Here is a 13087-nt window from a genome sequence, read left to right on the forward strand (position 1 = left end):
GCGCTGCTCAGGCCGTCGGCCCGGCCGGGTCGCCCTCGGACGTGCCGGTGCCGGGCGTGCCGGTGCCCGACGTGCCGGGGCCGGGTGCACCGGTCCCGGCCCGAGGGCCGCCGGCGTCGTCGGGCCGGCGACGCAGCAGGTACCAGGCCGCGACGCCGCCCGCGATCACGAGGACCGCGCCGATGCCGATGAGCAGCGGCCCGGCGACGGCGGGCTCGTCGGCGCTGTCGTCGGCGTCCGGGACCGCCGACGCGGTCGGGTCGGAGGTGGGTGCCGAGGACGCGCTCTCGCTCGCCTCCGGTGACGGTGACGGCGACGCGTCGTCCGCCGTCGGCTCGGGCGCCGGGACGGCCGCGCCCCCGGTGCCCGCGACCGTCGCTGCGGTCGCGGTGAAGCCGAGCGTCCCCTCGATGGGGTGCCCGTCGGCGGACGTGACGCGCCAGGCCACGGCGTACGCACCCGCGGGCAGCTCGCCCGCGAGCGGCTGCGCGACGGTCGCGTCGACGAGCTCGGCCGCGCCCGCGCTCACCACGCGCCCGTCGGCGGCGGTCACGACGACCTCCGTCCCGATCGCCGTCGCGGGCATGTCGAACGTGAGGGTCACGCGGTCCGGTGCGAAGGCGACCGTCGCCCCGTCGGCCGGGTCGCTGGCCCGCAGGGTGTTGTGCGCCTGCGCGGCCGGCGCGCCGAGCAGCGCGAGCGCCCCGACGACTCCGACGACGGCGACGACGCGCCCGAGCGTCGAGCCCGCGGCCCGACGCAGCCCCCGGGGACCGCGGCCCTCGGTGCGGGCGTGCAGGGACGGAGGCGTGACCCGACGGGCGGCGGTGCGGAGCATGTCGTCCAGCATCGCCCACCTCACGCCGTGCCCCCGCGTCGCCGGGACGTGACGACCGCCACGACGAGCGCCGCCAGCCCGAGGAGCAGCCCGACGCCCCCGAGGACGCGCGCGACGGTGTCGGGCTGCTCGTCCGCGGTGCCGGTGGCCGCGCCGGACGCGTCGACGTCGGCCACGGGTGCGGCGGTCGCGTCGTCGGCTGCCGCCGCGTCGTCACCGGGAGCGGCCGTGGTGGTGAAGACGGGCGCCGGGTGCTCGGGCTCGCCGCCGTCACCGGCGACCTCGTCCCAGTCCACGACGGTGCCGTCGCTGTACGACTGGTGCGCGGGCAGGACGAGGTCGAGGCCGACCTCCTCGGGCAGCGGCCCCGCGGAGATCGCGAACTCCTGGAACTGCCCGTCGCCGATCTCCGCGCCGGGCGTCGCGGTCCAGGTGACGCGCGCGGGTGCCTCGGTGATCGTCGTGCCGTGGCTGTCGACGGGCGCGTCGAGCGGCGCCTTCTCGACCGTCGCCGTCCAGCCGGGGACGGGTCGGGTGGAGACGTACAGGAACGGGGTGTCGGTCGGGAGGTCGACGACGACCTGCGTCGTGACGGCCGTCGCCGACTCGTTCGGCACCCGGAACGTCAGCGCGCTCCAGCCGCCCGCGACGGTGCTCTCGGGGATGACGCGGACGTGCGCGTCGGCGGCGCTGGGCAGCACGGCGGCGCCGAGCCCGAGCGCCGCGACGGCGGCGACGCGCCCGGCCAGCCGGGCGGCTCCCGCGGAGCGCTGGCCGCGCCGCGCGGAGACCGGGACGCCGAGCGCCGCGCCCGTGCCGTGAGGGTCGGACGGACGGTCGGGTGCGGCGAGGTGGGCGGACGTGCGGGCGTACTGAGGCATGAGGATCCTTCGGGGCGTCGCGGACGTGGGGTCCGCGGGTGGTCGTGGTGGGCGCAGCACGCCGCGACGGCGACCCGGCGGGTGCGGGACCGTGACGCGGTGGCGGCGGAGCCCGCGCGACGACCAGCCCCGCTCCGTCGAGACGTCGGAGGTCGGTGTGGGCGCGTCAGCGCGCGGGAGGTGCGGGCGGGCCCGAGGGTGGCCCGCGCCGCGGGTGCGCGCGCGACCAGGGTGCGCGAAGGGGCGCGACGGAGGCGACGGGGCCGACGAGCGTCCCGCCGACCGGCACGGCGACGGGGCCCGGCACGACGACGCGGGGCCGCAGCCAGGCGAGCAGCCAGTGCAGCGCGCGGTCGCCGCCCGCGACGACGAGCGCGGTGAGCACCGTCGCGACGACGTGCAGCACGAGCATCGCGGACGCACCGAGCAGCGGGGTCGCGACGCCGTGCGGGTCGGCGCAGGCGAGGGTGCCGACGGCCTGCCCGGCGTGCGCCACGTGGTCGGCCGCCTGACCGGCGAGGTGCGCGGCGTGGTCCGTCGCCCGGGCGGCGAGGTGCGCGGTGTGCTGCGCGGCGGTGTGTGCGGCGTGCGGGTCGGCCACGCCGGCGGCCGGTCCGGCGGACGCGGCACATCCCGTGGCGGAGAGGACCGTGAACGCGTGGTGCAGCACCAGCTGCCCGGCGCCGAGCACCGCGGTGACCGCGACGACCCCGAGCCGACGGCCCGCGAGCGCGACGCAGACCGCGAGCACCAGCGACGTCAGCGCCACGAGGACGACGCCCGCAGGAAGGCGGCCACCACCGAGGACGTGCGCCAGGCCGGCGAGCGCGACGACGACGGACGCGACGACGCCCGCGCGCACCAGGCGCCAGGGTCCCGTCGTCGCGGAGGGCATCCGGTCACGGTAGCCGCGCGGGTGCGGCACCCCGAGCCCGTGAAAAGTTTCGTGCGCCCGCGACCAGGCGGGACGCGCGCCCTCACCCGCGGGTGTGACGGGGAACACGCGGGTGCATGCTCGGTGTTGGGGACGAACGGCCGCACGCGCCGCCGCACTCCGCCACGCTGTCAGGTCGGGCCGGCTCGCCCCCGCGACACCGCATCGCCCGCTCCACCGTCCCCCCGCACCTCGCACCTCGCCGTCGAGAAGGACCGATGCCCGCAGACGCCGCCACGGCCACCGCCCCGCCGACCACGTTCCACGCCCCGACCCACCGGGAGATCCGCACGATCCTCGGCGGGCTCATGCTGGGCATGTTCCTGGCGGCGCTCGACCAGACGATCGTCGCGACGTCGATCCGCACGATCGGCGACGACCTGCACGGCCTGTCGCTGCAGGCGTGGGTGACGACGGCGTACCTGCTCACGGCGACGATCTCGACGCCGTTGTACGGCAAGCTCTCCGACATCTACGGCCGCAAGCCGTTCTACCTGCTGGCGATCGGGCTTTTCGTCACGGGCTCGCTGCTGTCCGGCACCGCGGGGTCGATGTACGAGCTCGCGATGTTCCGCGGGCTGCAAGGGCTGGGCGCGGGCGGTCTCATGGCGCTGGCCATCACGATCCTCGGCGACCTGGTCGCGCCACGGGAGCGCGCACGTTACCAGGGGTACTTCCTCGCGGTGTTCGGCACGTCGTCGGTGCTCGGGCCGGTCATCGGGGGCTTCTTCGCGGGCGCCGACGAGATCCTGGGGATCACCGGGTGGCGGTGGGTGTTCCTGGTGAACGTGCCGATCGGCGTCCTCGCGTTCGTGGTGATCTGGCGGGTGCTGCACCTGCCGCCGCTGCAGCGGGTCGAGCACCGCATCGACTGGCCGGGCGCGCTCGCGCTCGTGGTCGCGCTGGTGCCGTTGCTGGTCGTCGCCGAGCAGGGCCGCGAGTGGGGCTGGTCGTCGACGCGCTCGATCGGCTGCTACGTGACGGGCGCCGTCGGGCTGCTGCTGTTCTGGCTCGCGGAGCGGCGCGCCCGGCAGGACGCGATCCTCCCGCTCTACCTGTTCCGCAACCGGACGTTCGGCGTGGGCGCGGCCGCCAACGTCGTCATCGGCCTCGGCATGTTCGGCGGGCTCGCGACGCTGCCGCTGTACCTGCAGATCGTCCGCGGCCAGACGCCGACCGAGGCCGGCCTCACGCTCATCCCGTTCACCGTCGGGATCATGTCGGGGTCCGTCATCGCCGGTCAGACGACCGCCCGGACCGGACGGTACAAGGTGTTCCCCGTCATCGGGACGATGCTCATGGTCGTCGGCGCGCTGCTGTTCTCGCGGCTCGCGGTCGAGACGCCGTTCTGGCAGATCTTCGCGGCGTCGGTCGTGTTCGGCCTGGGCCTGGGCCTGACGATGCAGCCGCTCGTGCTCGCGGTGCAGAACGCGGTCGCGATCCGCGACATGGGCGTCGCGACGTCGTCGTCGCTGTTCTTCCGGCAGATGGGCGGCACGCTCGGGACGGCCGTCTTCCTGTCGATCCTGTTCTCGACGGTCGGCGGCAACATCCGCGACGCGTTCGCCCGCCTGCTCCCGACGCCCGAGCTCCAGGCCGCGCTCACCGACCGTGCCGTGCTGAGCAACCCCGCGAACGCCGCGGTGGCCGACGCGATCCAGGGCAGCGGGTCGCTGCCGTCGCTCGACGACTCGTCGTTCATCGGCTCGCTCGACCCACGGCTCGCGCAGCCGTTCCTCGAGGGCTTCGCGCAGTCCGTCGACCTGGTGCTGCTGATCGCCGCCTGCATCATGGTCGTCGGCGTGGTCCTGACCATCCTGCTGCCCGAGCTGCCGCTGCGGACCGTGTCCGGCATCGAGGGGCGCCTGGCCGAGAGCGAGGGCACCTCGCCGCCCGCCGCCGACCCGGACGTCGAGACGCCGCGCACCGCGGGCGGCCCCGTCACGGCGATCGGCGGGGTCACCGCGACCGTCGCGGACGCCGACGCGGCCCGCCGCGAGGCCGCCGCCGCACCCGGTGCGCACACCGACCTGCCGGAACGCTGAACCTCCCGACCCGTGCCACCGTTGAACCGGTGACACGACGGAGCCCAGCACCGGAGGCCGCGATGCCGCAGATCCAGGAGTCCCCCGCCCTCTCCACCGACGCCCCCGCCGCCGCGCACGCGTGCGGCGGATGCCTCGACCGCAGGCAGGTGCTGCAGCGCGCCGGTCTCGTGACGATGGGCGTCGCCGCCGCGGGCGTGCTCGCCGCCTGCTCGTCGGGCGGGTCCGGCGACGGCGGGTCAGGGGGCGGTGGTGGCGGCGGGTCGACACCCGCGGCCGACGGCGCGCTCGCGCAGGTCTCCGACATCCCCGTGGGCGGCGCGATCTCCGCGACCGGCGCCGACGGCAAGCCGATCCTCCTCGTGCAGCCCGAGGCCGGGACCGTCGTGGCCCTGTCCGCGGTCTGCACCCACCAGGGCTGCACGGTCGTCGTCGACGGCGACGAGCTCAGCTGCCCCTGCCACGGCTCGGTGTTCGACCTGACCGGCACGAACGTGTCCGGCCCGGCACCCGAGCCGCTCCCCCCTGTCGAGGTGCACGTCGCCGACGGCGCCGTGCTGCCCGGGAAGGCGTGACCGCCATGACCGCTCCCACCACCGGCACCCCGCGCACGGTCGCGGGTCGCCGCCCCATCGCGCTCGGCCTGCGCGTCGTGCTGGCCGTGTGCGTGGTCGCGTCCGCCGTCGTCCACCTGATCCTGTGGAACGACGGCATGAAGAACGTCGACGTCGTCGGCCAGGCGTTCCTGCTCAACGGCGTCGCCGGCCTCGTGCTCGGCGTGCTGCTGCTCGTCTGGCGGTCCGTGTGGCCGCTGCTCGGCGCGATCGCGTTCGGCGCCGCGACGCTCGGCGCGTTCGTCGTCGCGACGACCGTCGGGCTGTTCGGCGTGCACTCGCGCTGGGAGGGCACGAACGAGTGGATCTCCGCGATCACCGAGGCGCTGGCGATCGTCCTCGGCATCGTCGCGATCGTCGTCGAGCGACGCCTGGTCGCGACCGCTCAGCCGCTCGCGTCCACCTGACGACCCGGCGGTTCACCGGCCGGCACCGCACGTCCGCCGGCCTCGTCGTCGCTCGCGCGGAAGGTCCGTCGCGCCGGGTGTGACGGACCTTCCACGCCAGGTGCGTCCGTCAGCCCCAGACGAGTCCCTGCGCGGGGTCGGCCAGCACCGACGCGACGTCGGCGAGCACCCGCGCGCCGAGCTCGCCGTCGACGAGACGGTGGTCGAACGACAGCGCGAGCTGCGTGACGTGCCGCGGCTTGACCTTGCCCTTGTGCACCCACGGCTGGAGCCGGATCGCGCCGAACGCGAGGATCCCGGCCTCGCCGGGGTTGAGGATCGGCGTGCCCGTGTCGATGCCGAAGACGCCGACGTTGGTGATCGTGATGGTCCCGTCGGCCATGTCCGACGGCGACGTGCGACCCGCGCGCGCGGTGGCCGTGAGCTCACCGAGCCCGCGCGCGAGCTCCAGCAGGCTCAGGCGGTGCGCGTCCTTGACGTTCGGGACGACGAGCCCACGGGGGGTCGCGGCGGCGATGCCCAGGTTGATGTAGTGCTTGTAGACGATCTCCTGCGCGGCGTCGTCCCACGACGCGTTGATCTCCGGGTGGCGGCGCACCGCGAGCATGAGCGCCTTCGCCGCGATCAGCAGCGGCGTGACGCGCACGTCGGCGAACTCCTTCTCCCCGCGGAGCCGCTCGACGAGCCGCATCGTGCGCGTGACGTCGACCGTGTGGAAGACCGTGACGTGCGGGGCGGTGAACGCGCTGGTCACCATCGCCTCGGCGGTGCGCTTGCGCACCGACTTCACGGGGACGCGCGTCTGGCGGCCGTCGGGCGAGACCGTGCCGCTCGCGAGCCACGGCTTGTCGTCGCCGGGGTACGTCGCGAGCGTGCGCGCCTCGGCCTGCGCGGCGTGCGCGAGGACGTCCTCGCGCGTGACGATCCCGCCCGGGCCGGTCGGCGTCACGGAGTCGAGGTCGACGCCGAGCTCGCGGGCGAGCTTGCGCACCGGGGGCTTGGCGAGCGCGTGGGCCGACGCCCGCGACGTGCCGCCCGTGGTCGGGGAGACGGCACCGCCCGCGGACGTCCCGGTCGCCGCCGTGCCCGCTCCGCCCGCCGTCGAGGCCGCCGCTCCCGTCGGCGCGCCGCCGCGGGGACGACGCGTGGCACCCGGGTCCGCGAGGCCGTACCCGACGAGCACGGCCTGACGGCCCTCACCGGTCGACGTCGCGTCCGTCCCGGCCCCACCCGCTGCCGACGTCGTCGCGGCACTCGCGTGCGCGGTACCGGCCGTCCCGGCGGCGCCCGCTGTGGTCGTCGCCAGCCCGGCCGAGGTCCGCTCCGCAGGCGTGCCGCCGAGGCCCGCCGCCGCGCGCGCCGTGGTCGCGTCGGCGCCGACCCCCGCCGCCGTCCGGCTCCCCGTCGCGCTCGTGCCGCCGTCGAGTCCCGCGGCGTGCTCCTCACGCGCCTGCTGCTCCGCCGCACGTCGCGCCGCCTCGGCCTGCTCGCGCACCGCCGCGACCTCGTCGGCACCGCCCGGCTCGACGCCCGCGTGCCGGTCGCCGCCGCCGCGGTGCCCGTGCTCGATCGCGCCGCCGCGCCCCGAACCGGGCGCGGGTGGCTCGCCCGTCGGGTCGGTGTCGATCTCGATGATCGGGGTGCCGACGTCGACCGTCTGCCCGGGTTCCACGAGGATCGCCGAGACGACGCCCGTCCACGGGCTGGGCAGGTCGACGAGCGACTTCGCCGTCTCGATCTCGACGATGGTCTGGTTGACCTCGACGGCGTCCCCGACCGCCACGTGCCACGCGACGATCTCGGCCTCGGTCAGGCCCTCGCCCGCGTCGGGCAGCGGGAACTGCTGGTAGGTCGGCACGTGCGGGTCCTCCTCGGACGGGGGCGGTCGGCGAGCGGGTCGGGTGAGCCCGCGCCGCCGCGTCAGGGGTGGCGACGCAGCGGCGCGGGCAGAGCCGTCAGAACGCGAGTGCGCGCTCGACGGCGTCCAGGACCCGGTCGAGACCGGGCAGGTAGTCGTGCTCGACCTTCGCGACCGGGTACGGCGCGTGGAACCCGCCGACGCGCAGCACCGGCGCCTGCAGGTGGTAGAAGCACTCCTCGGTGATGCGGGCCGCGACCTCGCCGCCCGTCCCGTACAGCACGGGGGCCTCGTGCACGACGACGCAGCGGCCGGTGCGGCGGACCGACTCGGCGACGGTCGCGGTGTCGAGCGGGGACAGCGCGCGCAGGTCGACGACCTCGACGCTCGTGCCCTCGGCGGCGGCGGCCTCGGCGGCCTTGAGCGCGGTCTGCACGGTCGGCCCGTACGCCACGACGGTGACGTCGGTGCCCGCGCGCACGATCCGCGCCTTGTCGAGCAGCGGGCCGTCGGCGGGCGCGTCCAGGTCGACGTCGCCCTTCTCCCAGTAGCGGCCCTTGGGCTCGAAGAAGATCACCGGGTCGGGCGACGTGATCGACTGCTGGATCATCCGGTACGCCTCGACCGGGCTGGACGGGCTGACGACGCGCAGGCCTGCGGTGTGCGCGAACAGGACCTCGGGCGACTCGGAGTGGTGCTCGACCGCGCCGATGCCCCCGCCGTACGGGATGCGGATGACGACGGGCAGCGTCAGGCGGCCCTGCGAGCGGTAGTGCATCTTCGACAGCTGCGTCGTGATCTGGTCGAACGCGGGGAAGACGAAGCCGTCGAACTGGATCTCGCACACCGGGCGGTAGCCACGCAGTGCCAGGCCGATCGCGGTGCCGACGATGCCGGACTCCGCGAGCGGCGTGTCGACGACGCGGTCCTCGCCGAAGTCCTTCTGCAGGCCGTCCGTCACGCGGAAGACGCCGCCGAGCTTGCCGATGTCCTCGCCCATGAGCAGCACGCGGGGGTCGTTCTCGAGCGCGCGTCGCAGGCCCAGGTTGATGGCCTTCGCGAACGTCAGACGCTGCGTGCCGCGGGTGCCGGCGTCCGCCGCGCGCACCTCGGTCGTGGTCGTGCTCACCGGTGGCTCCCTTCCCGCGACTGGCCGGCGTCCGTGAACGACGCCTCGTACCGCTCGAACCAGGCCCGCTCGCCCTCGACGACGGAGTGCGGCGTGGCGTAGACGTGCTCGAACATCGACGCCGACGACGGGCGTCCCATCGCCCGCACCTCGGTGCGGATGCGCTCGCCGAGCGCGTCGGCCTCGTCAGCGACCTGCTCGACGAACTCCGCCGACAGCTCACCGAGCTGCTCGAGGTGCAGCCGCAGGCGGTCGATCGGGTCGCGGCGGCGCCAGTACTCCTCCTCCGCGCTGGACCGGTAGCGCGTCGGGTCGTCCGACGTGGTGTGCGCGCCCATGCGGTAGGTGAACGCCTCGACGAACGTCGGGCCGCCGCCGGTGCGCGCGCGCTCGAGCGCCTGCTGGGTGACGGCGTAGGTCGCGAGGACGTCGTTGCCGTCGACGCGCACCGACGGGACGCCGAAGCCCGGTCCACGGTCGGCGAGCGGCACGCGCGCCTGCTTGGTCGTCGGCTCGGAGATCGCCCACTGGTTGTTCTGGCAGAAGAACACGACCGGTGCGTTGTTGACGGCGGCGAAGACGAGCGCCTCGTTGACGTCGCCCTGCGACGTCGCGCCGTCGCCGAAGTAGACGACGACCGCCGCGTCCCGGTCCGGGTCGCCCGTGCCGACCAGGCCGTCGCGCTGCAGGCCCATCGCGTAGCCCGTCGCGTGGAGCGTGTGCGAGCCGATGACGAGCGTGTACAGGTGGAAGCCGTGCGCGACCGGGTCCCAGCCGCCGTGGTCGATGCCGCGGAACAGCCGCAGCACCTGCGCGAGGTCGACGCCGCGGGCGTGCGCGACGCCGTGCTCCCGGTAGCTCGGGAAGACGTGGTCGCGCGGGCTCATCGCGTGCGCCGAGCCGATCTGCGCGGCCTCCTGACCGAGGCCCTGCGCGAAGAGGGCGAGCTCACCCTGACGCTGCAGCGACGTCGCCTCGGTGTCGAAGCGGCGCACGAGCACCATGTCGCGGTACAGCGCGCGCAGGCCGTCGGCGTCAAGGTGCGCGACGCGGGCGTCGAGGTCGGGGTGCGGGACGCGCTCACCCGTGGGAGTCAGCAGCTGGACGAGACCGTCGTCGGTCGGCGGGCTGGTCTGGCTCACGCGGTTCTCCTTCACGCCGGCGGCGGTGGCCGCTCGTGGTCGGGCAGTCCGGGTCGTTGGCTCGAACCTACGTCAGCGTAGGCTACGCATGCGTAGGTTGCCCGCGAACCCGACGAACAAGGCTCGTCCGGACGCGTTGTGGGACCCCTACAGACCCCTTCGGCGGTTTTCAGCCGGTCGCGTCCTCACAGAACCCCCCGTGACCAGCCGATGACAGGGGTGAGGCGGTGAGCGCCACCGCGGGAAGGGGCCCGACGATGCGCGACGACGAGACCGGCACGACCGGCGGCACCACCACGCCGCCGCCCTCCTCCCGCACGGCCGAGGTCGGGCACGTGGTGTCCGAGCATGACGTGCGGCTCGCCCTGGCCGCCCTCGAGCTCGAGGACCGAGCTCTCACCGTCCACCGCGCGACCGCCTTCCTGACGGCGCTCGGCGTGACGGTCACGCACGCACCGCTCCCAGCGACGCCCTGGTCGGGCGACCCCGCCGCCATGACCCCCACCGAGGCGGGCGCCCCGGCGTCCGACCACGTCGAACGGGACGTCACCCGCGCCGGACATGCCTCAGCTCCCACCGCCCGCGTGACCGTGCGCATCCCTGCCGGGGAGAGCGACGACGACTCGGTCGAGGGGGACATCGCGAACCTCATGGAGGTGCTCGCCCACCTCCAGGACCGCCTGCCCACGCCGACGCCCGAGGAGCTCCGGAGCCGGCCGCGCGTCGCCCTGCCGCACGCCCAGCCCGCCCGCCCGACCGTCCGCGCCTCGGTCCGCCGCCGCTCCATCGCCTGACGAGGTCGCCGTCCCGCCTGCTCGCCCTCATCCCGGGACCCGCTCGCTCGCCCTCACCTGCCCGGATCCCGCGCTCGCTCCTTCCCGACCGTCGTCCCACCTGCATGCCGTCTCGCCGACCGGCCCGTCGGCGTCGGGTGGCCTGCGACCCGGTGGCATGCTGGAGCCGTGAGCCGAGTCCCGCTGCGCAAGGCCCTCGCCGACCTCCCGCCGTACGTCCCCGGGGCTCGCGCCCCCGTCGGCGCGGCCGCGTACAAGCTGTCGTCGAACGAGAACCCGTACCCCCCGCTGCCGTCCGTCGTCGCGGCGATCGCGGACGCGGCCGTCGACGTCAACCGGTACCCGGACATGTACGCGACCGAGCTGGCCGAGGCGATCGCGACGTCGCTCGGTGTCGCCCCGGAGAACGTCGTCACCGGCTGCGGCTCGGTCGCGGCGCTCGGTCACGTGCTCACCGCGGTGTGCGAGGCGGGCGACGAGGTCGTCTTCCCGTGGCGGTCGTTCGAGGCGTACCCGATCGCGGTCTCGCTCGCCGGGGCGGAAGGCGTGCGCGTCCCCGTCGGTGCCGACGGGCGACTCGACCTCGAGGCGATGGCCAAGGCCGTGACCCCCCGGACCAAGGCCGTGCTGGTGTGCACGCCGAACAACCCGACCGGCCCCGCGGTGCACGCCGACGAGCTCGCGGGCTTCCTCGCGGCCGTCCCGTCGCACGTCCTCGTGGTCGTCGACGAGGCGTACGTCGAGTTCGTCCGCGACGACCGTGCCGCCGACGGGCTCGCGGTGTTCGCGGAGCACCCCAACGTCGTCCTCCTGCGCACGTTCTCGAAGGCCTACGGCCTGGCCGGTCTGCGGGTCGGCTTCGCGGTGGCCCGCCCTCGCCTGGCGACGGGGATCCGCGCGGCGTCGACGCCGTTCGGCGTCTCGCACGTCGCGCAGCTCGCCGCGCTCGCGTCGCTGCGGGCCCGTGACGAGCTGCTGCACCGCGTCGACGCGATCGTCGCCGAGCGCACGCGCATGCTCGACGGGCTGCGTGCGCAGGGCTGGACGGTCCCCGACTCGCAGGCGAACTTCGTGTGGCTGCCCCTCGGCGACCACGCCTCGTCGTTCGCGGAGCGCTGCACGCGCGCGGGGGTGCTCGTCCGCCCGTTCGCGGGCGACGGCGTCCGCGTGAGCGTCGGCGAGCCCGAGGCGACGGACCTGTTCCTCGAGGTCGCGGCGGACGCCCACCGCCGCTGAGCGCCGCCCGGAGACGACGCGACCCTCGGTCCGGACCCACGGTGAGCGTCACGACGTCGTCGCGTACAGGGTCATCGACTCGACGCGCCACGTCCCCTCGTACCAGCTGAGCGTGGCGAGCATGTCGTACCGACCGCCGTCGATGACGCCGCCGACCGCCGCCCCGTCAGCGTCCACGAGCTGTGCGTCGTCCTCGACCAGCACTGCGGTGACCGCGTACCACGATCCCGGGACGGCTTCGGTCGTCGCCGGGTCGACGAGCGTCAGCCCACCGTCCACCTCGGTGATGCCGCTCGCGGCGAGCGTGACGACCCGTTCGGCGACCTCGACGCAGATGCCGCACGTGTCCGCGTACGTCCCCTCCAGCGCCGCGACGGAGCCCGTCGTCCGCGCGTGCGTCCAGAGGACGAGGACGTGCTCGACGGCCGCGAGGGCTCCGGTGCTGTCGCCGACGGCCATCGCGGCGGGCTGCTCCGGCGCGGGAGCCGCCCGGCCGGGCAGGACGCGTTCCGTCGATGACTCGCCGGACGTCGTCCGCTCAGGCCGCGCAGGTCGCCGCGACGCGTCACGGGTCGGCGCGTCGCGGGTCGGCGCGGCAGTCGCGACAAGCGCCGTCGACGCATCGGTGCTCGCGGTCGGCGCGGGTCCTGTGCATGCCGTCAACGCGGCTGTCGCCGCCAACACCACGGCGAGCCGCGTGGCGTGACGTCGCCCGGTGGCGCGTCCCGACCCGACGAGCCGCTCCGACAAGGCGCACGCGAGCGGGTGCCGATGGCAGGATCGACGCATGTCGTTCGTGGTGAGGGTGCTGATCAACGGCGTCGCGATCTGGCTCGCGACCCTCGTCCTGTCGGGCCTGACGATCGTCGGTGCCGACTCCAACCTCGAGCAGGTGGCGATCATCCTGCTCATCGCGCTCGTCTTCGGGATCGTCAACGCGGTGGTGAAGCCGATCGTCGCGTTCCTGTCGATCCCCCTGTACATCCTGACGCTCGGCCTGTTCACGCTGGTCGTGAACGCCCTGATGCTCATGCTCACCGCGTGGATCACGGAGCAGACGAGCTGGGGCCTGCGCATCGACAACTTCGGCACCGCCGTGCTGGGGGCGCTGATCATCTCCATCGTGAGCTTCGTCCTCTCGGTCATCGTCCCCGGCGACCGGGACTGACCCCTCGGCACCACGGACGCTGTGGTCGTCCCTCTGCCGAG

Annotated in this window: 13 protein-coding genes; 6 read left to right on the top strand and 7 right to left on the bottom strand. The window is 74.9% G+C overall.

The window, feature by feature from the left end:
- Window positions 1-7: 7 nt before the first annotated feature.
- From KOV94_RS06440 to KOV94_RS06450, 3 genes are all read right to left on the bottom strand, one after another.
- The gene (locus KOV94_RS06440) at window positions 8-850 is read right to left on the bottom strand and encodes a copper resistance CopC family protein (protein ID WP_218051540.1); all 843 of its coding nucleotides are present in this window, start codon (window positions 848-850) and stop codon (window positions 8-10) included.
- 8 nt (window positions 851-858) lie between these two features.
- The gene (locus KOV94_RS06445; RefSeq protein WP_218051541.1) at window positions 859-1719 is read right to left on the bottom strand and encodes a YcnI family protein; all 861 of its coding nucleotides are present in this window, start codon (window positions 1717-1719) and stop codon (window positions 859-861) included.
- 166 nt (window positions 1720-1885) lie between these two features.
- Complete coding sequence (locus KOV94_RS06450; protein ID WP_218051542.1) at window positions 1886-2614, bottom strand: hypothetical protein; 729 nt, start codon at window positions 2612-2614, stop codon at window positions 1886-1888.
- A gap of 257 nt (window positions 2615-2871) precedes the next feature.
- On the opposite strand from KOV94_RS06450, the gene KOV94_RS06455 reads away from it, so the two are divergent.
- The 3 genes from KOV94_RS06455 to KOV94_RS06465 all read left to right on the top strand — a co-directional run bounded on the left by KOV94_RS06455 (window position 2872) and on the right by KOV94_RS06465 (window position 5719).
- A complete protein-coding gene (locus KOV94_RS06455) occupies window positions 2872-4698 on the top strand; it encodes an MDR family MFS transporter (RefSeq protein ID WP_218051543.1) in 1827 nt (608 codons plus the stop codon).
- Between the two features lie 62 nt (window positions 4699-4760).
- Complete coding sequence (locus KOV94_RS06460; protein ID WP_218051544.1) at window positions 4761-5273, top strand: QcrA and Rieske domain-containing protein; 513 nt, start codon at window positions 4761-4763, stop codon at window positions 5271-5273.
- A 5-nt stretch (window positions 5274-5278) separates the two neighbouring features.
- Complete coding sequence (locus tag KOV94_RS06465) at window positions 5279-5719, top strand: hypothetical protein (protein WP_124344628.1); 441 nt, start codon at window positions 5279-5281, stop codon at window positions 5717-5719.
- A gap of 109 nt (window positions 5720-5828) precedes the next feature.
- Here the strand turns inward: KOV94_RS06465 and KOV94_RS06470 are convergent, their stop codons facing one another.
- The 3 genes from KOV94_RS06470 to pdhA form a co-directional block, all read right to left on the bottom strand.
- Window positions 5829-7577 carry a dihydrolipoamide acetyltransferase family protein gene (locus KOV94_RS06470; protein WP_218051545.1) on the bottom strand — a complete coding sequence of 583 codons (1749 nt, stop codon included), beginning with the start codon at window positions 7575-7577 and terminating at the stop codon, window positions 5829-5831.
- A 97-nt stretch (window positions 7578-7674) separates the two neighbouring features.
- A complete protein-coding gene (locus tag KOV94_RS06475; RefSeq protein WP_235843397.1) occupies window positions 7675-8706 on the bottom strand; it encodes an alpha-ketoacid dehydrogenase subunit beta in 1032 nt (343 codons plus the stop codon).
- Window positions 8703-9863 carry a pyruvate dehydrogenase (acetyl-transferring) E1 component subunit alpha gene (pdhA, locus tag KOV94_RS06480; RefSeq protein WP_124342433.1) on the bottom strand — a complete coding sequence of 387 codons (1161 nt, stop codon included), beginning with the start codon at window positions 9861-9863 and terminating at the stop codon, window positions 8703-8705. Before pdhA ends, KOV94_RS06475 begins: the two co-directional genes overlap by 4 nt.
- Before the next feature lie 242 nt (window positions 9864-10105).
- Here pdhA and KOV94_RS06485 point away from each other — a divergent pair, with 242 nt between their 5' ends.
- Entirely contained in the window at window positions 10106-10642 is a 537-nt protein-coding gene (locus KOV94_RS06485) for a hypothetical protein (RefSeq protein ID WP_218051546.1), read from the top strand.
- Between the two features lie 168 nt (window positions 10643-10810).
- Window positions 10811-11878, top strand: a complete 1068-nt coding sequence (gene hisC, locus KOV94_RS06490) for a histidinol-phosphate transaminase (protein WP_218051547.1) — start codon at window positions 10811-10813, stop codon at window positions 11876-11878.
- 48 nt (window positions 11879-11926) lie between these two features.
- On the opposite strand, the gene KOV94_RS20635 is transcribed toward hisC, so the two are convergent.
- Entirely contained in the window at window positions 11927-12781 is an 855-nt protein-coding gene (locus KOV94_RS20635) for a DUF6318 family protein (RefSeq protein ID WP_308160401.1), read from the bottom strand.
- On the opposite strand from KOV94_RS20635, the gene KOV94_RS06500 reads away from it, so the two are divergent.
- The gene (locus tag KOV94_RS06500) at window positions 12666-13046 is read left to right on the top strand and encodes a phage holin family protein (protein ID WP_124342429.1); all 381 of its coding nucleotides are present in this window, start codon (window positions 12666-12668) and stop codon (window positions 13044-13046) included. The genes KOV94_RS20635 and KOV94_RS06500 overlap by 116 nt on opposite strands.
- Window positions 13047-13087: the final 41 nt, after the last annotated feature.

The organism is Cellulomonas algicola, from assembly GCF_019024305.1.
In the GTDB taxonomy this organism is placed as follows: Bacteria; Actinomycetota; Actinomycetes; order Actinomycetales; family Cellulomonadaceae; genus Cellulomonas; species Cellulomonas algicola.